Annotated in this window: 17 protein-coding genes; 4 read left to right on the forward strand and 13 right to left on the reverse strand. The window is 72.7% G+C overall.

Annotation, left to right across the window (positions count from 1 at the left end):
* The first annotated feature begins 5 nt into the window (after window positions 1–5).
* Window positions 6–1,616, forward strand: coding sequence for a 3-dehydroquinate synthase (aroB, locus tag ACSRUE_RS24165; RefSeq protein ID WP_441285653.1), 1,611 nt, complete (start codon window positions 6–8; stop codon window positions 1,614–1,616).
* A gap of 209 nt (window positions 1,617–1,825) precedes the next feature.
* A complete protein-coding gene (locus tag ACSRUE_RS24170; RefSeq protein ID WP_437766549.1) occupies window positions 1,826–2,209 on the forward strand; it encodes a response regulator transcription factor in 384 nt (127 codons plus the stop codon).
* Window positions 2,210–2,673: 464 nt separating this feature from the next.
* Here the strand turns inward: ACSRUE_RS24170 and ACSRUE_RS24175 are convergent, their stop codons facing one another.
* Both ACSRUE_RS24175 and ACSRUE_RS24180 read right to left on the reverse strand, forming a co-directional pair.
* A complete protein-coding gene (locus tag ACSRUE_RS24175; RefSeq protein ID WP_437766550.1) occupies window positions 2,674–3,420 on the reverse strand; it encodes a TenA family transcriptional regulator in 747 nt (248 codons plus the stop codon).
* A 296-nt stretch (window positions 3,421–3,716) separates the two neighbouring features.
* A complete protein-coding gene (locus ACSRUE_RS24180) occupies window positions 3,717–4,322 on the reverse strand; it encodes a hypothetical protein (protein ID WP_012237471.1) in 606 nt (201 codons plus the stop codon).
* A 482-nt stretch (window positions 4,323–4,804) separates the two neighbouring features.
* On the opposite strand from ACSRUE_RS24180, the gene ACSRUE_RS24185 reads away from it, so the two are divergent.
* On the forward strand, window positions 4,805–5,581 hold the full coding sequence (locus ACSRUE_RS24185) for a chlorite dismutase family protein (RefSeq protein ID WP_441285654.1): 777 nt from the start codon (window positions 4,805–4,807) through the stop codon (window positions 5,579–5,581).
* 19 nt (window positions 5,582–5,600) lie between these two features.
* On the opposite strand, the gene ACSRUE_RS24190 is transcribed toward ACSRUE_RS24185, so the two are convergent.
* From ACSRUE_RS24190 to ACSRUE_RS24210, 5 genes are all read right to left on the reverse strand, one after another.
* Window positions 5,601–7,376, reverse strand: coding sequence for a phospho-sugar mutase (locus ACSRUE_RS24190; RefSeq protein WP_441285655.1), 1,776 nt, complete (start codon window positions 7,374–7,376; stop codon window positions 5,601–5,603).
* 154 nt (window positions 7,377–7,530) lie between these two features.
* Window positions 7,531–8,931 (reverse strand): acetyl-CoA carboxylase biotin carboxylase subunit, encoded by a 1,401-nt coding sequence (locus ACSRUE_RS24195; RefSeq protein ID WP_441285656.1) that lies wholly within the window; start codon window positions 8,929–8,931, stop codon window positions 7,531–7,533.
* A 113-nt stretch (window positions 8,932–9,044) separates the two neighbouring features.
* On the reverse strand, window positions 9,045–10,214 hold the full coding sequence (rlmN, locus tag ACSRUE_RS24200; protein ID WP_441285657.1) for a 23S rRNA (adenine(2503)-C(2))-methyltransferase RlmN: 1,170 nt from the start codon (window positions 10,212–10,214) through the stop codon (window positions 9,045–9,047).
* Between the two features lie 65 nt (window positions 10,215–10,279).
* Window positions 10,280–11,431, reverse strand: coding sequence for a CgeB family protein (locus ACSRUE_RS24205; RefSeq protein WP_441285658.1), 1,152 nt, complete (start codon window positions 11,429–11,431; stop codon window positions 10,280–10,282).
* Window positions 11,432–12,297: 866 nt separating this feature from the next.
* Window positions 12,298–13,188 carry a serine/threonine-protein kinase gene (locus tag ACSRUE_RS24210; RefSeq protein WP_441293124.1) on the reverse strand — a complete coding sequence of 297 codons (891 nt, stop codon included), beginning with the start codon at window positions 13,186–13,188 and terminating at the stop codon, window positions 12,298–12,300.
* Between the two features lie 623 nt (window positions 13,189–13,811).
* Between ACSRUE_RS24210 and ACSRUE_RS24215 the strand changes: the two genes are divergently transcribed.
* Complete coding sequence (locus ACSRUE_RS24215) at window positions 13,812–17,669, forward strand: serine/threonine-protein kinase (protein ID WP_441285659.1); 3,858 nt, start codon at window positions 13,812–13,814, stop codon at window positions 17,667–17,669.
* A 15-nt stretch (window positions 17,670–17,684) separates the two neighbouring features.
* Here ACSRUE_RS24215 and ACSRUE_RS24220 read toward each other — a convergent pair whose 3' ends face one another.
* From ACSRUE_RS24220 to ACSRUE_RS24245, 6 genes are all read right to left on the reverse strand, one after another.
* A complete protein-coding gene (locus ACSRUE_RS24220) occupies window positions 17,685–17,966 on the reverse strand; it encodes a pyrimidine/purine nucleoside phosphorylase (RefSeq protein WP_437943002.1) in 282 nt (93 codons plus the stop codon).
* A 114-nt stretch (window positions 17,967–18,080) separates the two neighbouring features.
* Entirely contained in the window at window positions 18,081–18,938 is an 858-nt protein-coding gene (locus ACSRUE_RS24225; RefSeq protein ID WP_441285660.1) for a hypothetical protein, read from the reverse strand.
* A 581-nt stretch (window positions 18,939–19,519) separates the two neighbouring features.
* Window positions 19,520–19,855 (reverse strand): hypothetical protein, encoded by a 336-nt coding sequence (locus ACSRUE_RS24230; protein WP_437766560.1) that lies wholly within the window; start codon window positions 19,853–19,855, stop codon window positions 19,520–19,522.
* Complete coding sequence (locus ACSRUE_RS24235; protein WP_437766561.1) at window positions 19,852–20,292, reverse strand: AAA family ATPase; 441 nt, start codon at window positions 20,290–20,292, stop codon at window positions 19,852–19,854. Before ACSRUE_RS24235 ends, ACSRUE_RS24230 begins: the two co-directional genes overlap by 4 nt.
* Entirely contained in the window at window positions 20,205–20,573 is a 369-nt protein-coding gene (locus tag ACSRUE_RS24240; RefSeq protein WP_437766562.1) for an AAA family ATPase, read from the reverse strand. The genes ACSRUE_RS24235 and ACSRUE_RS24240 overlap by 88 nt, the downstream gene beginning before the upstream one ends.
* A gap of 126 nt (window positions 20,574–20,699) precedes the next feature.
* Window positions 20,700–22,055, reverse strand: a complete 1,356-nt coding sequence (locus ACSRUE_RS24245; protein ID WP_441285661.1) for an ATP-binding protein — start codon at window positions 22,053–22,055, stop codon at window positions 20,700–20,702.
* Between the last annotated feature and the right edge of the window lie 11 nt (window positions 22,056–22,066).

Genomic DNA, 22,066 nt, shown 5'->3' on the forward strand with positions numbered 1-22,066 from the left:
AGGCCATGCAACTCCCTCCCGACGCACCTCCGCTCCTGCTCACCGGCTTCATGGGGGCAGGCAAGTCCACCGTGGGCCGCCTCGCCGCCGCGCGCACGGGGCTCCCGTTCCTCGATCTCGACGACGCCATCGTCGAGGAGGCCGGCGAGAGCGTCCCGTCGCTCTTCGCCACGCGCGGCGAGGCTGGCTTCCGCGCGCTGGAGGCGGCGACCCTGCGCCGGCTCCTGGCGGCGCGCGGCCCCCGCATCATCGCCCTCGGCGGCGGCGCCCTCGTCGATCCCGCGCTCCGCGCCGAGGCGCTCGAGCGCGGCTGCGTCGTCGCGCTCACCGCCACCCCGCGCACGATCGCCGCGCGCACGCCGAACGGCAACCGCCCGCTCCTCGACGGCGCGCCGGATCGCGAGGCGCGCATCCGCGAGCTCCTGGCCGCGCGCGCCCCCGTCTATGCCGAGGCCCACGCGCGCGTCGTGACCGACGGCGTCTCCCCCGCCGACGTCGTGGCGCGGGTCCTCCGCGCCTACGCGGATCGCCCGCTCTTCGTGCCGCTCGGCGACAAGAGCTACGCGGTGCGCATCGCCTCCGACGGGGCGGCGTCCACGGCGGACGCCATCGGCGCGCTGGCGCCGACGTCCGTCTTCGTCGTCACGGACGAGAACGTGAGCCGCCTCTGGGGCGCGCCGCTGCTCGCCGCGCTCGCGGCGCAGGGGACGCCGGCCGCGGCCGTCACGGTGCTCACGCCCGGCGAGGAGCACAAGCGGCTCGCGGCCGTCGAGGCGGCGCTGACGGCGATGATCGACGCCGGCGCCGACCGCGGCGCGGTGGTGCTCGCGCACGGCGGGGGTGTGGTGACCGACATCGGCGGGTTCGCTGCGTCCACGCTGCTGCGGGGCGTCCGCTGGGTCGCGGCGCCGACCACGCTCCTCGCGATGGTCGACGCCTCGGTCGGCGGCAAGACCGGGGTCGACCTCGGGCCCGCGAAGAACGCCGTCGGAACGTTCCACCAGCCGTCCGCGGTCGTCGCGAGCCCGGCGGCGCTCGCCACCGAGACCGACCGCGCCTACCGGAGCGGGCTCGCGGAGGTGGTGAAGTCGGCCTGCATCGCCGATCCGGAGCTGCTCGCGCTGCTCGAGCGCGAGGCCGACCGCGTCCTCGCGCGCGACGCCGGCCTGCTCGCCGAGATCATCCGCCGCTCGATCGCCGTGAAGGCGGCCATCGTCGCCCGCGATGAGCGCGAGTCGGGCGACCGCGCCCTCCTGAACCTCGGCCACACGCTGGGGCATGCCCTCGAGGCCGAGGGGGGGTTCGTCCGGCTGGCGCACGGCGAGGCGGTGGCGCTCGGCATGGTCGCCATGTTCCGCGTCGGCTGCGCGCTCGGCGTGACCGACCGCGCGGCGGCCGACCGGGCGACCCGCCTGCTCGCGCGGCTCGGTCTGCCCACCCGGATCGAGGACGAGCCGGTCTCCGCCGCGCTGCGCTTCCTGTCGCTCGACAAGAAGCGCCGGGGCTCGTCGGTCCGGACGGTGCTGATGCGGGACATCGGCAGCACGTTCGTGGAGCCGATGCCGCTCGATCGCCTCGCCTCGCTCCTCGAGCGCGCGGCCGCCCGCGCGACCTGATCCTCGGACGCCGAGCGGTGTGCCTGAGACAGCCCTGCTCTGGGCGCAACCCCTGCGTCGGCGCCGCACGCGCTCCTCGCTGAGCGCCTCCGGCGCAGACGGCGCTTGCGCTGTCGGTGAATAAAATCGATGCGTTTCCAACGTTCTTCGGAAAAAAATCCCAGCACACCGCCCGCATCGTCCGCTCCGCGCTATCTTTCTCGGCGCCGATGGTGACCGCGACGAAGAAGAGAATCCTGGTGGTGGAGGACGAGCAGGACACCGCGGCGATGATCGCCCGGTTCCTCGGCGACGAGTTCGACACCGTGGTCGCGACGAACGGGGTCGATGGGCTCGCGCTGGCCCAGCAGGAGCCGTGGCCCGATCTGGTGATCGTGGACATCATGATGCCGAAGCTCGACGGGGTGAGCATGACGAAGCGGCTCCGCGAGCACGAGCCGATGCGCCGGGTGCCCATCATCTTCCTGACCGCCAAGTCGGACCCGATGGACGTCATCGCCGGCATCCAGGCGGGCGCACGCCATTACATCACGAAGCCCTTCGTGCTCGACGATCTCAAGAAAAAGGTCCGCAAGGCCGTCTACGGCCGCTAGAGCGGCGGTCACTCGCTTCGGATACGGGCCCACCTCGACGTTTTCGGTGCTCAGCGCACCGGAGTGCGCTTGCGCGCCGAAAACGCCGATCTGGGCCCGTCTCCTGTGCGAGAGACCGCCGCTCTGCCCCGGCGGACAGCGGGGCGGGCGGAAACCGCAGCAGGGGGCGGGCCTGGCTGGCACTTCGCGGTGGGGGCACCCGCTGGTCGATGAGTCGAACGGCGAAGGGGCCAAAAGAAGGCCGACTGGCGATCTTGGCATCTCCGAGGTTTCTCGCCTCGATCCGGTCCGTTTCTCGCGTGCCGCGTGGTGCCGCAGGGCAGGAATCCCGGCGGTTTCTACCGCCGTCACGCGCCGGCGCCGCAGGGCGCTCGCCTTGTGTTCTCTGAGGTTTCTTCGGAGATCTCGTGTCTCCGTCGGGGCTCGGCGCCGGTCGCGCGCGGCGCTGCCAGGAGGTGCCCGCGTCAGCTGCCGCGGCGGTGCGGGACGCTGCAGGCCCTGAACGCCTTCTCGAACAGCTCGAGCGAGCGGGAGATGCTCGAATGCACCCGGCGGATCTCCTCGGCGGAGGTGGTCGCGAGCTTCACGATCTCGAGCGCCTCGCGCGGGTGGGCATCATCGTAGTTCGCATGCGCGGCGAGCCACGTCAGCGACTTGCTCCCCTCGCCATAGAGCTTCGTAAAGCTCGGCAGCACCACGCGAGAACACTCGCCGATGACCCCCTCGATCGCATAGTTCACCGCGCCGACCGCCTCCGCGAGGGAGCCGCGGTAGGACACCGACCAGAGCCACTCGAAGAGCGACGCGATCTCCGGGCTCGGGCGGTGGCTCGTGATGTCCGAGGTGCTGTGCCCGTGCCACGCCGCCCAGTCGAGGTACCAGCGCACGTGCAGCGCCTCGACCCGGATGTTGCCGATGAGCCAGTCTCGCACCAGGGAGTCGCGCGGCGACTGGCCATAGGTCGTCTTGGCGAGGCTGAGCCCCATGTACTTCGGGAACGCCTCGACCACGCAGAAGAACTCCCGGAGGAGCCCCTTCCACATCTCCTGATCGACCGGCTCCGTCATCGTTTGCGCGATCGGCGGCGTGTAGACCGCGGCCTTCCACTGGTCGGCCAGAGATTCGAGCATGTCCTCGACCCAGACCGGGTGCGGCGTCGCCTGAAGGCTGTCCTTGACTTCCTTGTGCCGCTGCGAGCGAGGTGACAGCATGAAATTACCTGTAGGGTTGCTGGGTCAATCTGCCTCGCGGCTGCCCGCCGGATCTCTACCCCACCGAATCCCCGCAGGCTGACCGGTCAGCGGCCATCAGGAGACAATCCGCAGAGCAGGCACGATGCTGACCCCGAGCACGAAGGACGAGAGGGGCAGCGCGAGGACCTCACCATGGGAGGCTTCGTATACATGTGTCCCGCCTGCATCCAGTTTGGATCAAGGTGAAGGAGCAAGTCAATAGACAAACGAGGGCGCCGCCGCAACGACAAGAGGGCCGATCTCGCTCAGGTCGCTCACCATACGACCTCGGAGAGGCACTCCGTCGCGCCGCGGAACCGGCACCGCTGGTGGGTCACCTTGGGGGTGGATGCACCGCACAGGAGGAGCGCCTGCTCGACCCAGCCGCAGACGCCTTCTCCGCAGTTCATCGCGGAGGGCCCCTCGTCGTCCCCGGTCGGGCCTGTGATGGTCAGCACCCACTCCCGCGGCTTCACCATGCGCGGGAAGACCTTCCCGGAGTCGAAGTAGCGCGACCAGAACATTCCAGTCCGGGCGACGATCGTGTCGGGCATGGCGATCGAGAGCGCGAACTTCAACACCGTATTGAGGTCGCGATCCGCGACGTAGCGGGCAAACCGCTTGAGCTCAGCGGTTTGGTCGCTCGCAGTCCGCGCGTGCGTTCGCAAGGCGCGGTTCCAGACGCCGATCGGATACCAGCTGCTCGCGAGCAGCGGCTGAGAGAGTACGTCCCGGTCTGACTTGGGCAGCGACGTCACCAGGCGCTCCCATGCACCGGCGTCGCGGGTCGTCGTGACGAACGACCGGAGGTTGACCAGCAACGTTCCTTTGCATCTACCGGCGGGGATCGAGGTCTTGGTCTTCGTCTCGTGCGTCTTCATCGCGGCGAACCTACGGCGGGAAGGCCCCGGCGAAGCTGAGCCCGATCGGGGGCGCGGCGCACGTACCCTCGGGCGGGAAGGCCTGCCCGGGAGCACATCGTCGGGGCAACTCCAGGAGTCGTGGTTGTACCTTGCAGGGGAGCGTGAGTCGGGCTCGATGGCAAGAGATGATTACGTGGGAGCAGCCGTGCGACACGAGCCGACGTGGCCCTGCGCAAGATCACGCCGGTTGTCCAGCTCTCCTTTCGACCCGAGACGCCTGACCCCCGGCGACCGCCGCACGTCAGCGCGCGCAATGGTGTGATGCGCATTACGTGATTTCGCGCCGCGCTCGCCGGTCGTCGTGGCCGTCGACGGGCGCTCGTCCCGGTGACGGGGGCTCGCGGCCGCGACGAGCGCTCGCGGCGGGGGCTGCGCGTCGCCTGCGGCGGCGCTGCGCCTGGCAGTTGCCGTCCTCCCCGAACCTCGGTACCCCTACGCCCATGAGCGAACCCACCACGGGCCGGCCCGCCGCCGGCCACGCGGAGCCCGAGCTGCCGCACATCGACGTCGCCGAGCGCGGGGCGCCGCGCGACGGCCGGCCGCAGGTCATCGACGGCCGGCTGTTCATGCAGCTGCTCGTGTTCCGTTGTCCCGGCGACGCCGATCCGGCGGAGCTGACCCGCGCAGCCGGCCAGGCGCTCGCGTCGCAGCGCGTCGGCGCGGTCGTCTACGAGGACATCAACGATCCGCGCGGCATCGCCGTGCTCACGTGGGCCGAGGACCCCGCCGTCTTCGTCCAGACCGTCCGCCCGGCGCTCAACCGCAGCGAGCTCCGGGCCCTGGAGCTTCGCCCCGATTTCACGATGCTGGGGCGCACGTACTCGACCGGCTACGAGCAGGATCTCGACTTCTGGCTGCTCCGGCGCCCGGCGGAGACCGTCTTGAACCCCGCCTGGCCGTGGGCGGTGTGGTATCCGCTCCGCCGCAGCGGCACGTTCTCGAAGCTCGAGGGGCGCGAGCAAGGGAGCATCCTGCGCGAGCACGGCACCATCGGCAGGGCCTATGGCGCCCAGGACCTCGCCCACGACATCCGCCTCGCGTGCCACGGCCTCGACGCCCGCGACAACGAGTTCGTGATCGGGCTCGTCGGCAAGGAGCTCCACCCGCTCTCCCACATCGTGCAGACGATGCGGAAGACCCGCCAGACCTCGGAGTTCATCAGCCAGATGGGCCCGTTCTTCGTCGGCCGCGCCGCCTTCCGCAGCCCGGGCGGCTGACGGGGCCGCTCCCTCCCTCTCAGCCGATGCCGGCGAGGCCCGAGAACGCCAGGGCCAGGGCGTCGAGCCGCATCGCCGCGCGGGCCTCGGCGTCGCCCAGCGGCTCGTCCGCGGCGACCTCTTCGCGCACGTCGAAGTAGAACTTGATCTTCGGCTCCGTCCCGCTCGGGCGGGCGATGAGCCGGCTCCCGTCGTCGAGCTCGTACACGAGCACGTTGCTCGGAGGCAGCACGAGCGGCTCGACGAGACCGTCGCTCGTGGTGCGCGTGCGCGCCTCGAAATCGCGCCACGCCACCACGGGGACGCCGCCGATCGCGACCGGCGGCCTCTTCCTCAGCGCGTCCATGATCGCCGCGATCTTCTCGAGGCCGTCGACGCCGCGCAGGGTGTACGCGCGCTGCCCGCTCCTGTAGAGGCCGTACGTGCGGGTGATCGCCTGGAGCTCGTCGAGCAGGGTCCTGCCCTCGGCCTTGCGCACCGCCGCGAGCTCGGCGACCAGCGCCGCGGCGCTGATGCCGTCCTTGTCGCGCACGACCGGGCCGACGGTGTAGCCGAGCGCCTCCTCGAAGCCGAACACGAAGCGGGCGCCGGTCGAGCGCTCGATGTCCATCGCCCGGTTGGCGATCCACTTGAACCCGGTCAGGGTCTCCTCGTAGTGAACCCCGAGCGCCGCGGCGATGACGCCGAGCATCGGGGTCGAGACGCAGGAGGCCAGCACGAGCCGGCGCTCGTCCGCGCCCTGCGCGCGCCCCTCGGTGAGCAGGTAATGGCCGAGGAGCACGCCGACCTGGTTGCCCGTGAGCTGCACGTACTCGCCGTCAGGGCGCCTCACCGCCACGGCGAGCCGGTCGACGTCGGGATCGTTGGCGAGGACGAGGTCGGCGCCCTCCCGCTTCGCGAGGGCGAACGCCAGGTCCATGGCGCCCTTCTCCTCGGGGTTCGGGAACGCGACCGTGGGGAACGCGCCGTCCGGCTCGGCCTGCTCGGGCACGCTCGCCACGCGCGTGAAGCCGGCCTCGCCGAGCGCCTGGCGGACCAGGCGGTTGCCGACGCCGTGAAGAGGCGTGTACACGATGCAGAGGTCGCGATCCCCGTCGCTCCGCACCGCGAGGCCGCGGATCGCGTCGAGGTAGCTCCGCTCCAGCGCCTCGGGGAAGTCGCGCACCAGCCCGCGCCCCCTCGCCTCGTCGAGGGGCATGCGGGGGACCTGATCCGCCGGCGGCGAGGCGTCGATCGCCGTCGCGATGCCGGTGTCGTGGGGGGGGATGATCTGCGCGGCGTTGTCCCAGTACACCTTGAAGCCGTTGTACTCGGGCGGGTTGTGGCTCGCCGTCACCATCACGCCCGCGGCCGCGCCGAGGTGGCCGACCGCGAACGCCGCGATGGGCGTGGGGCAGGGGACGGGCGAGAGGTGGCTCGGGATGCCCGCGGCGGCGAGGGCGCAGGCGGTGTCCTCCGCGAACTCTCGGCTCATCCGGCGGCCGTCGTAGCCGATGACGACGCCGGCGCTCCGCGCCTTGTCGCCGATCGCTTCGAGGAGGTGACGGGCGAGCCCCGCGGTCGTGCGGACGACCACGGCGCGGTTCATCCGGCTCTCGCCGGCCCCGAGGACGCCGCGGATGCCCGCGGTGCCGAACTCCAGCGGGCCGGCGAAGCGCTCGGCGAGCTCGGCGCGGGCGCCGTCCTCGCCCGCCCTGGCCGCGTCGATGAGCCGGCGCAGCTCGCTCTGGGTCTCCGGATCGGGGTCGTGGGCAAACCAGCGTTCGGCGGGCTCGAGGACGAAGTCGTGGCTCACGCCTGGTATTTAGTTCATGCCGGCCGTGGTTTGCACCACGAGCGCGCGATTCAGCGCGGCGGCAGCGCGGGCGGCGACCGCCGCGCGCCGGCCCGCCCGGCCGGCGCCGACGTGGCCGGCGGCTCCCGGCCAGCTCGGCCCGCTCGGCCGAGCGTCATCCCGCCTTCTTGCCGGCGGCGAGCGCCTCGGCGAAGCGGGTGTCGTACTGCCCGCCACGGAAATCGCCGTCCCCCAGGATCTGGCGGAGGAACGCGAGGTTGGTCGCGGCGGGCCCGGCCGGACCGGTGAGCTCGAGCGTCGTCTCGGCGAGCGCCCGGTCGAGGCGAGCGATCGCCTCGTCGCGCGTCGGGCCGTGGGCGACGATCTTGGCGAGAAGCGGGTCGTAGAACGGCGTCACCTCGAGCCCCTCGGCGACGCCGGTCTCGATCCGCAGGTCGTCGCCCGCGGCCGGCCAGCGGAGCGCGGTGATGCGGCCGGGCTGGGGGGCGAAGTTCTTCGCCGGATCCTCGGCGCAGAGGCGCGCCTCGACGGAATGGCCGCGGTGGGTGTGGCCGAGGACCTCGGGCGCGAGCGGCTCGCCCGACGCGATGCGGATCTGGTGCTCGACGAGGTCGAGCCCTGTGCACATCTCGGTGACGCAGTGCTCGACCTGGAGCCGCGCGTTGACCTCGAGGAAGTAGAACTCGCCGCCCTCCGCCGCGACGAACTCGACCGTGCCGGCGCCGACGTAGCCGGCGGCGGTCACGACCCGGAGGGCGCTCTCGTGCAGCCCCGTGCGGCGGGACTCGCCCGCGTCGCCCTCGAAGAACGAGGCGGGCGATGGGCTCTCCTCGACGATCTTCTGGTGCCTGCGCTGCACGCTGCACTCGCGCTCGCCGAGCGCGACGGCGCCGCCCTGGCCGTCGCAGAGCACCTGCACCTCGATGTGGCGCGGGCGCTCGATGTAGCGCTCCATGTAGACGCGCGGGTCGCCGAACGCGGCGCGGCCGCGGTCGGAGCACGCGGTGAGGGCGCGCGCGAGCTTGAAGGGCTCGGTGACGATCTGCATGCCGATGCCGCCGCCGCCGCCCGCCGCCTTGACGAGCAGCGGGAAGCCGATGTTCGAGGCGGCGCGGTGGGCGGTCTCGAGGTCGGTGGTGTTGATCGGGTCGTTGGTGCCCGGCGGCGGGAAGGCGCCGGCCGCGCGCGCGTGCTCGCGCGCGAGGATCTTGTCGCCGAAGGCGCGGAGCACCGCGGGCGGCGGGCCGATGAACGTGATGCCGGCCGCGAGGACGGCCTCCGCGAACGCCTCGTTCTCGCTGAGCAGCCCGTAGCCGGGGTGGATGCCGTCGGCGCCCGTCGCCCGGGCGGCCTCGATGATGGCGTGGATGACGAGGTAGCTGTGCCGGACCGGCGGCGGGCCGATGCGCACGGCCTCGTCGGCCATCGCGACGTGCGGCGCGCCCGCGTCGGCGTCCGAGTAGACGGCGACGGTCGCGATCCCGAGCCGTTTGCAGGTACGGAGGACGCGGCAGGCGATCTCTCCACGGTTGGCGACGAGGATCTTTTTCAGCACGGCTGACAGCTACGCTCCCGCGCGGCAGGGCGTCAAGGTGGTCCGGTGTGGCAGTGCGCGCCCCCGCTCGCGGGCGCGCCCCGGCCGGGCGGCCTCCGGCGAGCTCCGCGCGCTCAGCTCACCGCCCGCCGCACCTTCGGCCTGGCCCCGAGCAGCACGAGCTGGCCGCACGCCGCCGAGACGTCGTCCCCGCGCCGGCGCCGCACGAAGCACGAGTACCCCGCCTGCGTGAGCACCTCCTGGAACGCGGCAACGCGCTCCTGGGCCGGCGGACCCAGCGAGGAGGCCTCGATCGGGTTCATCGGGATGAGGTTGATCTTCACCGGGAGCCCGCGCAGGAGCTTCGCCAGCCGGCGCGCCTCGGCCGGGTCGTCGTTCTGCCCGGCCACCAGCGTGTACTCGATGGTGATGCGCCGGCGCCGCGGCAGCGGGTAGGCGCGCAGCGCCGCGAGCAGCTCGTCGAGCGGGTACTTGCGGTTGATCGGCATCAGCGCCGAGCGGGTCGCGTCGTCCGCGGCGTGCAGCGAGATCGCCAGCGCGATCTGCCCGCCGAAATCCGCGCCGAGCCGCGCGATCTCGGGCACGAGGCCCGACGTGGACACCGTGACCCGCCGCGTCGAGAGGTTGATCCCTTCCGGGTGCGTGAGCAGGCGCAGCGAGCGAGCGGTCGCCTCGTAGTTGTGGAGCGGCTCGCCCATGCCCATGTACACGACGTTGCGGAGCTCCTCGCCCTCCTCGAGCATCGCCCGCCCGAGGAGCACCTGGCCCGCGATCTCCTCGGCCCCGAGGTGGCGCTTGAGCCCCGCCACGCCGCTCGCGCAGAAAGTGCACCCCATGGCGCAGCCGACCTGCGTCGAGATGCACTGGGTGACGCGGACGCGCGGCGCGGCGCCCGCCTCTGCGGCCGCATCGTCGTCCTCGTCGTCATCGAGCGCCGCCGCCGCGTCGGCGTCGAGCTGCGCCTGCGAGCCGGGGCCCGACACCGACGGGAGCAGGACCGTCTCGATGGTCGCGCCGTCGCGGAGGCGCAGGAGCAGCTTGCGCGTGCCGTCCTCGGAGCGATGAACCCGCTCGGGCGCCAGCACCTCGCCCAGCCCCTCCGCGGCGAGGTGCTCGCGCAGCCGCGCCGGGAGGTTCGTCATCGCGGCCGGATCGAGGACGCCGCGGCGATGGATCCACTGGAATACCTGCTTCGCCGTGAACGACCGCTCTCCGCGGGCAGCCAGCGAGGCCGACCACTCTTCAGGCAGCCGGGCGACGGGGTGAAGCGGCGTGGAGCGCACCTGCCTGGCCTACTGCGCGCCGCCCCCAGCGGCAAGGGGAGCACGCGGGCGGCCAGGCCAAAGCGTCAACCGCTCTGGCTCTCGACCTGTGGCGCCGTGAGCTGCCCGTCGCGCTCGCGGCGCGCGCGCGTCCGGCTGGCGGCCTCGAGCACCTCGCGGGTGTAGCGCTCGAACGCCTCGGCCCGGTGCATCGCGGTGTGCTCGGCGAAGACGCGCTGCCTCGCCCGCTGGCCCACCGTCAGGCGCTTGTCCTCCTTCATCTCCCTGAGCTTCCGGAGCACGTCCTCCGGCGAGCGCACGAGCAGGATCTCCTCGCCCGGCTGGAAGAACGTCTCGATACCCGGCCAGGTGTCGCTCAGGACAGGGGTCCCGCACGCGGCCGCCTCGAACAGGCGCGCGCTCGGCGACCACCCGGACTCCACCATCGCACGGCGGGTCAGGTTCAGCGTGAAGCGCTGGGAGTTGTAGAAGATGCGGTGCTCGTCCGGCGGGAGGTGCTCCGTCCGGGAGACGTTCTCCGGCCATGCGAGCGACGTCGGGTACTGCGCGCCCGCCACCGCGAAGCGCCCGCGGCGCATGCGCCGCGCCGGCTCGAGGAGGAGCCGCTCGACGGCCGCCTGCCGATCGTCGCTGTAGGTCCCGAGGTAGCCGAGATCCCAGCGCATCGGCGCCGGCTGGGGATGGTAGACGTCCGTGTCCGCCGAGCAGTAGAGCGCCCGCGGGCGCACCGCGCCGTGGCTGCGCTCCAGCCGCTCCAGCGTCGGCCCCCCCGTCGCCGACAGATAGAGATCATACCGCGGTATCAGCGCCGGCGTCAGGTACGCGTGATCCCCGTGCGCCAGCCGGCCCAGCGTGACGGGCGTGTCCAGATCGTAGAACGCGGCCTTCCCGCGGGCCTCTTCCGTGATCCATGCCCCGACCGTCGCCCCTTCCGGTACGAAGGAGCCGACGATCACGAGATCGGCTTCGCGCACGGCGCGTGAGAATCTATCGCGGAGCTCGGTAATGCTCGAGTACTGCTCGGTCGTGCCGTAAGGCGGGTTGGGCAGGTCACGGTGCTGATCGTAGATGGGGAGGTTCCGCTCCAGAAAGAGCACCCGGTGGCCGCGCGACGCGAGCGCCCGGAGGAGCGCTCTGTACGTCGTGGCGTGGCCGTTGCCCCACGAAGACGTGATGGAGAGCCCCAGGAAGACATAGCGGTAGGTAGTTGTCGTCATAGCGTGGTGGCGGCAAGGGTTGAGAGATCCCGGACGGCGTGCCGGCGCCGAATGCGCCGGTCCCGAGGTACACCGCGGCGGCCCCGGAGAGGCGAAAGACGCCTCGCGGGCAGATGCGTAACGTGCGTAACGTGCGTAACGTGCGTAACGTGCGTAGAACGAGCGGCACGCCGATCCAGTTGCCCTGGCGCCGCGCGAGAGGGCGCGGCGACGAGCGCACCCGGGATTAACATGCGTGCTCACCCTCTGCAATGCTGTGAGATGCAGTTTCTTGATCGAAGGTGCGTATTCCTCGTCAGACGCCAGGCGGTAAGGCCCGCCCTTTTCCCGTGACGACGAAGCGCGCGAAATCGCCGCTTGCTCCGGGATAACGCGGCTCGTTCGGGTAAAGCACCCGACGGCGACCGTCCTCGCATCGCAGAGGAACCGGCCTGTGCGGTAAACGCTGTTCGGAAGCGATGATGGTGAGAAAAAGAAGGACGTTGTCGCAATGGTCGGTGACGGCTGCTGGTCGAACGGAGCGGCGACGGGGGAGCCCTGCTCCGGAACGCCGGGGCAGCGCTGGCGAAGCGCCGCCCAGGCCGGCGCGCGCTGTCGGGCGCGTACGCCGCGGAGCGACGGGGCCTGCGGGCGCGGCCGGCGGCAGGGGATTCCGCCGTCCAGCTGCGCTCGCCGGCGAACCGGCGGCCTCGGCCGGGCAGGGGCGCCTGGCCTCGAGGAGAAATCGGCTGGGGAGGCAGGAAGGCAGGAGGCGCGCGGCGCTGTCCGGGTGCCTTCCTGTCGGCGCGGGGACGCTGCGGTGGAATCGGCAGGCCGGGTGTCCAGCCTTCAGCGGGGGTGGGGCCGCGCGAGGGCCGTCGAGACGTTCAGGTGGCGGGGCTCAGCGCCTGCCAGCCCTGGATCACCTCGGCGATGCTCGCGAAGCGGCGGTCCGGGCTGTGCGCCAGGCCCCTGTTCACGAACACCTCGATCTCCCGGTCGACCGGCGGAGGCATCAGGCTGCCCAGGCGGCGCGGCGGCGTCCTCGTCTTGAGATCGGCGAGCATCATCAGATTGCGTGCGGCGTAGGGGAGCTCGCCGGTGAGCGCGTGAAAGATCACCGTCATGGCCGCATAGAGATCGGCCCGGTGATCCACCGTCTTCCCCTTCGTGAGCTGCTCGGGCGGAGCGAACCTGAAATCGCCGAGACACCGGCTCGGTAACGTCGGCGCCGCGTCGGAGAGCCCGGGAGGGAGCTTGCACGAGCCGAGATCCAGGAGCGTCAGCCGCTCGCCGTCAGGACCCTGGTCGAGGAGCACGTTCGTGGAGCTGATGTCGCGGTGGATGATGCCAATCTCGTGCAGCTCGGCGACCGCCGACCAGAGCTGCTCGCCCAGCGGGTGAACGTCGCTGAACGGGAGCGGCCCCTGCCGGGAGATGCGCTCGCTGAGGAGCTCCCCCTCGCGCAGCTCGAACACGAGGAGAGGACCGTGCGCCGGGTCCTTGCCGCCGTCGAGCGAGGGCAGTGTGTGCGGGCCCCGCAGCCGCTCGCACGCCACCGCCTCTCGCCGGAAGCGCGCCTCGGCCTCGTGCTGGGGCATGCGCTCTGGCGTGTTGAACACGCCTCCCGGCTCCTGGCGCACCGGGGGCTCCCCGAGCACCTTGACCGCGACGCGCCTGCCGGTGCTCGCGTCCTCGGCGCTGAACACCTCACCGAGGCCTTCGCGGCGGAGATGATGTACCACGCGGTAGCGCTGGAGCAGAACGGTTCCGGGCACGATTGACAAGAGCGGCCTCCTTCGCTTGACAAAGGGGGTCCAGCGCGTTCCGGTCGCCTCCCCCCTCTCCCCAGACAAGCTCATTTATCACGCAGACGCGACAGAGGAAGCACCGCGCGCGGCGTCCCACGACGAAGGGCCCCCGCGCCTCGTTTTCCGGTTCCGGGGCGCGCCTTCCGGGGCGCGCCGCTTCACGTCGGCCGCCCGCCGCGCCCGAGGTCGCCTGGACGAAAGAGCCGCCGGGCACGGGGCGGGGAAAAATGGGGCGCGGCCCGCGGGACAACGGGGCGAAGGCGGTCCGGGGAGCCGGAGCGCTGGCCGCCCGCCGAGGCGCGTCGCGGCGGCGGGAGCGGCCAGCGCCTGGGCCACTGCGGCCGCGCCGGTGTCGACGGCTGGGCCGCGCCGGGGGCCGCCGGCGCTTCGACGCTGCAGAGTTGCCCCTGGCCGCGCTCTCTGGTGACGATGCGCACCTGAGCGCGGCAATCGGTGGTGATTGCATGACGGCGGCGGCGCCTCGCGACGCCCGCTCCCGGTGACACGCCCGTAACCCCGAACCGCTGGCCATTCAGGTGAACTTCGCGTAGCTCCCACACAGGGCGGACGATCCGGAGCGACGGCAGGCAATGCGAGCGGGAGACGTCATCGACGGCCGGTTCGAGATCATGGAGCTCGCGGGCGCCGGCGGCATGGGCCACGTCTTCCGCTCGCGCGACCTCAAGACCGGCGAGACCATCGCCCTCAAGGTCCTCCAGAACGCCGCCTCCCAGGACTCGAACCGCCTCGCGCGCGAGGCGCAGGCGCTCGCCACGCTGCGGGTGCCCGGGGTGGTCCGGTACATCTCGCACGGCCGCACGGAGCACGGCCACCCCTACCTCGCCATGGAGTGGCTCACCGGCGAGACCCTCTCGCAGCGCCTCGCCCGGCAGGCGTTCACCCTGGAGGAGAGCCTCAAGCTCGCCCGGCGCGTCGCGACCACCCTCGGCTCCGTGCACCGGCTCGGCGTCGTCCACCGCGATCTCAAGCCGAGCAACCTGCTCCTCGTCGGCGGCGCCATCGACCGCATCACGCTCATCGATTTCGGTGTCGTCCGGCTGTCCGGCATCGACCAGCAGCTCACCATGCCCGGCGCCATCCTCGGCACCCCCGGCTACATGGCGCCGGAGCAGGCCCGCGGCGAGGCGCACGTCGACGCGCGCGCCGACGTCTTCGCGCTCGGCTGCCTGCTCTACAAGTGCATCTCGGGGCGCGCCCCGTTCCGCGGCGCGCGCGGGCTCGCCGTGCTCGTCAAGGTGCTGATCGAGGAGCCGCCGTCGCTCCGGTGGCTCCGCGACGACGTGCCCGAGGCGCTCGACGCGCTGGTCCAGCGGATGCTGTCGAAGTCGCCCGAGGGGCGGCCGAGCGACGGCAACGCGGTCGCGATCGAGCTCGCCGGGCTCATGGATCCCGCGGCGATCTCCGTCCGCCCGCCCGCGATCTCCGTCCGCCCGCCGGAGCTCACGACCGGCGAGCGCAAGGTGATGTGCCTCGTCCTCGCGCGCGACGGCCTCTCCGCCGCCGAACCGTCCCTCCCCGAGGTCGACGAGCAGGCGCGCGCGCAGGCGCTCTCGACCACGGCGGCGCGCTACAAGGGCCGGCTCGAGCTCGTCGACGCGCGGCTGCCGCTCGTCGTGCTGTCCGGCGCCGGCGCGACGACCGACCTCGCGGCCCGGGCCGCCCGCTGCGCGCTCGCCGTCCAGGCGCTCCTCGGCGGCGCGCCGGTCGCGGTCGTCACGGGCAGGGCGGAGATCGCCTCGCGCATGCCGATCGGCGACCTCATCGACCGCGTGGTCCAGCTGCTCCCCGAGGGTCGAGCGACGTCCCGCGCGCCGGCGATCCGCATCGACGAGGTGACGGCGGGCCTGCTCGGCGCGCGGTTCGAGATCACGTCCGACGGGGGCGGCCCCTGGCTCCACGGCGCGCGCGAGGAGCCCGAGGCGGCGCCCCACGTGCTCGGCAAGCCGACGTCGTGCGTCGGGCGCGAGCGGGAGCTCGCGCTGATCCGGGACGAGCTCGCCCGTTGCATCGAGGAGTCGACCCCGAGCGTCGTGCTCGTCACGGGGCCGGCGGGCATCGGCAAGTCGCGGCTCCGCCACGAGCTCGTCCGCGCGATCCGGGAGGACGGCGAGCCGGTCGAGGTGTGGCTCGGCCAGGTGGATCCGATGAGCGCCGGGTCGGCCTTCGGCCTGCTCGCGCACGCGCTCCGTCGGGCGATCGGCCTCACGGACGCCGATCCCGTCGAGGAGCGGCGGCGCAAGGTGCGGGCGCGCGTCGAGCGGCACGCGGCGCTCGACGCCGCGCGGGTCGCGACGTTCCTCGGGGAGCTCGTCGGCGCGCCGTTCCCGGACGACGACGTGCAGCTCCGGGCGGCGCGGCGCAACCCGATGCTCATGGGCGATCAGCTGCGCCTCGCCTGGGAGGACTTCCTGCGCGCCGAGTGCGCGGTGCAGCCGGTCCTCCTCGTGCTCGAGGACCTGCACTGGGGCGACCTGCCCACGATCACGATGGTCGACGCCGCGCTCCGGAACCTGAAGGACCGGCCGTTCATGGTCATCGCGCTCGGCCGGCCCGAGGTGCACGAGCTCTTCCCGAAGCTGTGGGACGAGCGGCGCGGGCACAAGCTCCGCCTCGCGGGGATCTCGCGCCGGTCGAGCGAGCGGCTCGTGCGCCAGGTGCTCGGCGAGCGCGAGAGCCCGGCGCTCGTGGCGACGCTGGTCGAGCGCGCGGACGGCAACGCCTTCTACCTCGAGGAGCAGATCCGCGCGGCGGCGGCGGGCAAGGGCGTGGACCTGCCGGAGACGGTGCTGGCGATGGTGCAGGCGGAGCTCGACGCGCTCGACGTGGGCGCGCGGCGGGCGCTGCGGGCCGGGGCGATCTTCGGCGAGACCTTCTCGCGGAGCGGGGTCGCCGCGCTGGTCGGCCGGGCGGAGGTCGAGCCGCTGCTCGCCGAGCTCGAGGTGCGGGAGCTCATCGTCCGGCGTTCTGTGGAAGGCGCGCCGGAGGCGGCCGAGTACCGGTTCAGGCACGCGCTCGTGCGCGAGGCGGCGTACGGGATGCTGACCGATCACGATCGCCGCCTCGGCCACCGGCTCGCCGGCGAGTGGCTCGAGCGGACGGGCGTCGCGGATCCGATGGCCCTGGCCGAGCATTTCGAGCGCGGCGGCGAGCCGGCGCGGGCCGCGGCGGCGACCCTGCGCGCGGCCGAGCAGGCGCTGCTCGGGAGCGACCTGGGCGCGGCGATCGAGCGCGTCGAGCGCGGCATCGCGCGCGGCGCCTCGAAGGCGACGGCCGGGGCGCTGCGGCTCTGCCAGGCGGAGGCGCACCTCTGGCGGGGCGAGTTCGCGCTGGCGGAGCGGCGGGGGACCGAGGCCCTGGAGCGGCTCGCGCCCGGGTCGGCGCCGTGGTTCTCGGCGCTCACGCAGGTCATCCTCGCGGCCTCGAAGCGCGGCAACCACGACCAGGTCGAGGGCCTGCTGCGCCTGGCGCAGGGCACCGAGGCGCGGCGGTCGGCGCGCCCGGCGCGCAGCGTCTGCCTGTGCGCGGGCGCCGGGCGGCTCGTGTTCGGAGGGCGGTACCAGCTCGCGGACGAGCTGCTCGACGGGATCGAGCAGGACGCCGAGGAGACCGAGCAGGAGGTCGAGGTGCTGGCGCGGCTCCACGAGGCGCGCGCGTACAGGGCGATGGCGGTCGGCGATCCCGGCGCGTGTCTCGCGGGCTTCGAGGCGGCGCTCGCGGCGTTCGAGCACGCGGGCGATCGCCGCAACGCCTGCTGGGCGAGGAACAACCTGGGCTCCTGCTACGCGGAGCTCGGCGATTTCGAGGGCGCCGACGCGGCGCTGCGCGCGTCGCTCGCGGACGCGGAGCGGATGGGGCTGTCGGACGTCCGGCTCGGCGCGCTCCTCAACCTCGGTCCGGTGCTCGCGCAGCGGGGCCTCGTCGAGGAGGCGCGGCGGATGGCGGAGGAGGCGATCGCGACGTCCCAGCGCCTCGGCGACGCGCGCGGGGAGGGCGCCGGGCGGGCGTGCCTCGCGAGGATCGTGCTCCAGGCGGGCGATCTCGGGGGGGCCGAGCGCGAGGCGCGCGCTGCGGTCGCGATCCTGTACGGCGCGCCGCCCTTGCGGGCCTTCGCGTACGCGGTGCTCGGGCGGGCGCTGCTCGACGCGGGGCAGGCGGTGGACGCGCTCGCGGCGACGACCGAGGCGCTGTGCCTGCTGGAGTCGATGGGGGCCGAGGTGGGCGAGTCGCTGGTGCGCCTCTCGCACGCCGAGGCGCTCTCGGCCTGCGGCCACCGGCGGGAGGCGATGATGGCGATCTCCTCGGCGCGGGAGCGCCTGATCGAGCGGGCGCGGAAGATCGGCGATCCGGTGTGGCGCGGGAAGTTCCTCGGCAATGTGCCGGACAACGTGGCCACGCTCGAGCTGGAGCGGACGTGGCTGGAGGCGTAGGGGCCTAGGCCGCGCTCAGAGGAACTCGCAGAGGTAGCCGGTGGGCTGGGTGGCCCTGACGTCGAAGCCGCTCTTGCCTGCCACCTCGAACGACGTCCCTGCCGGATAGGCGCGCCACTCCGTGGAGCCGTCGACGCGGATCGCGAGCTCGCCGGCGACGACCGTCATCCGCTCCGGCGCGTCGGTCGAGAAGTGGAACTCGCCGGTGTCGATGACGCCCACCGTCTGCCGGCGCCCGTGGCGCTCGAAGCCGACGCTCTGGACGTTGCCGTTGAAGTAGCTGTTGTGCTTGAGCATGGCGCCCTCCTACCGCGTCCGGCCGAGAGAGACCAGCCTGGACTCGCCCGCTCGCCGCGGGGCGCGACAGGCCAGCTCGGCGTCTCCGTGTCTCCCGCCTTGCTCTCTTGCCGATCAGGGCAGCTCGCTCGCGCCGCCGCCCTCGCCTCCGTCCGGCTCTCCCGGCGCGGCTCCGCTCGGCTCGGTGGCGGGCACCTCCGCGCCGTCCGGCGGCGCCTGCCCGGGCTTCCCGCTCGCGTAGCGCTTGCCTGCGCGGTCCGAGGCCCGAAGCACGGGCCCGCGGATGATCTCGACGTCGCGCGCCGGCGCGCGGGACATCTCGAGGTTGGAGAGCACGAGCGACACGATCTTGAACCACTGGCTGCGCGCGGCCTGGATCGTGGTCTTGCTGGCGGGCGTGGTGGTCTCGGTCGCCTCGAGCTCCGTGCGGGCGCGCTCGAGCGCCTGGAGCTCCCGGCCCTTGGCGAGCCAGCGCTTCGTGACGTCGAGCAGCGACGCCTTGCCGCGGGCGGGGACGGACTTGAGGAAGTCGGCGATCGCGGGCTCGTCCTCGAGGAGGCGGGCGATGCGCGTGGTGTTGCCCGCCTCGGCGAGCGGCGAGGCGTTGAGGATGGAAAGGCCGCCCGGGAAGAGCTTCTTCTGGACGACATCGCACTGCGCGGCGCCGGCGGCGTCGGCCGCATCCTCGGCGAGGCAGAGCTCGCGGCGCGCGTCGATCCCGTAGGATACGGCCTTGGCGAGGCGGTCGTGGCACCGGTCGACCTCGCTGATCTCGTCGGTGAGCGCGCGCATCTTCGACGACGCGCCGCCGCTGCTCGGCTGGACCGCGACAACGCCCTCGTGGGCCTCCACGACCCGCGGGTGGAGCGGCGCGATCTCGGGGATCGACAGGAAGACCTTGCGATGCTTCGCGTCCTCGACCCACGGGGAGAGGAGCGCGACCATCTCGTCGAGATTCAGATGCTTCAGCATTGAGGAACACCTCCTGATGGGGTGATGCAAGCGATGCCTGAAGAAGCACCTCGGATGAGCAGCTAAGGGAAGTCCTGTTGTGACGTGCGTCAAGCGCGGCGCCGCGCGGGTTTCGTGCGGTGTTGGCGCATGTGTTGAACTATTGCAGGCACCTTGGAGCGTCCACGAGCGGCGGCGCGGGCATCGGGGATCTCGGCGTGGGCGCGGCGAGGTCGCGACGTGCTGGAACGGCCTCGGGAGGGGGGGCAGGTCGATCTGAAATCGAGAGAGGCGGTCCGGACGCTGGCACGGCGAGGTCGCGACGTGGCGGGGCGGCCTCGGGAGGGGGGGGTGGGTCGATCCGAGATCGAAACGGCGACTCCCGATGGCGGCGCGGAGAGGTCGCGACGTGGCGGGGCGGCCTCGGGAGGGGGGTGGGTCGATCCGAGACCGAGACGGGCGGCCTCGGAAGGCGGCGCGGAGAGGTCGCGACGTGGCGGGGCGGCCTCTGGAGGGGGGCGGGTCGATCCGAGATCGAGACGGGTGGCCTTTGGGAGGGGGCCGGGTCGATCGGAGATCGCCTTGGATGGGTGCGACCGGGATCAGGAGCGGCCAGGGATCCTGGCGCTCGTGTCGTCTCCCTCTTGCGCGGACGGCCGCGGAGCACCCAGCTCGGCGCCGGCGTCGTCCTTCAAGGCAGCGTCCGCGAAGACGGGCACCAGGCGGGCCTCAACCTCGCTCAGGAAGGCGGCGAGGCCGTTGTCTCTGCCTCGCTGCCGCAGATGACCGAGGTCCGGCTCGGTCCAGCACCGCGCCTCACGCTCGTGCTCGCCTCCGGTGAGGCGATCGAGAACACGCTTCGGGCTCTTCTTCGCCGTCTTGCTCGATGCGTCGAGCTCGTGCGATCTGGCGGTAGGGTCGAACCCGAGCTCCTTCATTCGTGCGCCCGAGGCACGGCGGCCCGCTGCGCGACCCAGTCCTCGCCGACGAAGCTCCAGAACTCGCCGGGGCGTGTCGTGTTCTTCCAGCGGTCGAAATCGGGGTGATCGGCGAGCGGGGCGCACGCGGTGGAACCATCGGGCAAGAGCGTCGTGAGGAGCACGTCCTCGGCATCGAAGTGATCCAGCAGGTACGGCGAGTGGCTTGTTGCGATCACCTGGAGCTCGGGCGACAGGTCCAGGATCCTCCGGATCTGCGCGACCAGCTCTTCCTGCGCGCGGGGGTGCAGCGCCTTGTCGATATCGTCGAGGAGCAGCAGCCTGGGTTTCGGGTCCATCCAGAGCGCGGTCAGCAGGCCGATGACGAGCAGGGTGCCCTCGCTCGCGAGCGGTGCCGGGACGTCGGGAGCACCCTTGAAGTCGAGCTGTCCTCGCACTCGACGACGATCCCGACCTTGGCGCTGACATCCTGAAAGCGGCCGGTGACCGCGAGCTTCATCGCGTCCGTGGAACCGCGGCTCTTCAGGTTGGGAGGGGCAAACGTCCCACGCATGATGGCCGCAAGCGGCGCTCGCGTTGCCTGCGCGAGGTAGTGCAGGCCGTCGAGGATGCTCGTCTTCCCTGAGCCGTTCGGCCCGACGATGACCATGAAGCGCCCGAGGCGAGCGTCGACCCGGCGCAGGGACTTGAAGTTGGTGAACGAGACCTGTTGGAGCATGGCTGTCGCCGCCTGCCGCGCGTCCGAGCCTCGGCGAGCGGACCGTCGAGCCTATATAGCCCGCCGCCGTCACCAGGGACGAGCAAGCGGCCTCCGGCCCGTCGATCCAGCCCGCCGGCCCCCCGCTCAGCCCCCCGCGCCGATCGGCAGCCGCAGCGCGACCTCGAGGCCGCCGCCGTCCGCGTTCCTCGCCTCGACCTCGCCGCCGTGGATCCGCACCGCGCGCTGCGTGATGGCCAGCCCGATCCCCGTGCCGCCCGCGCCGCGCGCCCTGTGGTCGTCGACCCGGTAGAACGGCTTCCAGAGGTCCCCGAGAGCGCCCTCCGGGACGCCCGGGCCGCGATCGCGGACGCGCACCTCGGCCGTCCCGCCGGAGCACTCGAGATCGACGCGGACCGCGGTGCCCGGCTCGGTGAAGCGCACCGCGTTGCGGACGACGTTCTCGATGGCGCGCCGGAGGAGCTCCTCGTTCCCGTCCAGCGAGCACGCGTCGCGCGCCCCGAGCTCGACCGAGCAACCCCGCTGCTCGGCCTCGAACGAGGCGTCCTCGACCAGCTGCTCCAGGAGCGCCGTCAGATCGACCCGCTCGGTGCGCTCCATGCCCCGGCCCGACTCCAGGCGGCTCAGCGTGAGCAGCTCGCCGATCATCCCGTTGAGCCGCTCCGTCTCCCGCTCGATCCGGTCGAACGCAGGCTCCACGTCCGGCGGCGAGCGCCGGCGGACGAGCTCGAGCGCGATGTTGAGCCGCGCGAGCGGCGACCGGAGCTCGTGCGAGACGTCGCGAAGGAGCCGGCGCTGCGTCTCCAGGAGCTCGTCGATGCGCTCGGCCATCCGGTCCATGTCGCGCCCGAGCGCCAGCGTCTCGCCGTCCGCGCCCGCGAGCTTCTGCGCGACGCGCACCGAGAGATCGCCCGCGGCCATCCGCTGCGTGGCGCCGCGCAGGATGCGGATCGGACGGGACAGGTACCGCGCGAGGAGCACCGCGACGAGCCCGGTGACGGCGACGATCGCGAGGAGCCGCTGCGGCAACGTCTCCGGCACGATGAAGAACATCCACGGCGACCGGACCGGACCGGCCGCGACCGCGGCGAGGGCAGGGTCGCGGCGCAGGACGACCGCGACGAGCTCCCGCGCCTCGCCGACCTCGATGGCGATGCCGTCGGCCGAGCGCCTCGCCCTGTCCTCGACGAGCGGCGCGCCCTCGATGGGCTCGCCCATCACGAGCGCGCCGGCCCGGTAGACCGCGACGCGCTGATCCCGCGGATCGAGCGGCGCGAGGCGCTGCTCGCAGCCGGGGAGCCCGTCCCGCGCGCAGGCGAGCGCGCCCTCCGCCCGGAGCTCGACGCTGCGCGTGTTCAGGCGGCGGCGCAGCCCGCTCGGCTCGGCGGAGAACGCCCAGCCGTGGATCACCGCGAGCAGGCCGGCGAGCAGCGCCATGGCGAGCCACAGCGAGACGAGGAGGCGCAAAAAGAGGCTCTTCACGGCCGCCCTCC

Origin of the sequence: Sorangium sp. KYC3313 (assembly GCF_052075895.1) — a bacterium.
Taxonomy (GTDB): Bacteria; Myxococcota_A; Polyangia; order Polyangiales; family Polyangiaceae; genus Sorangium; species Sorangium cellulosum_B.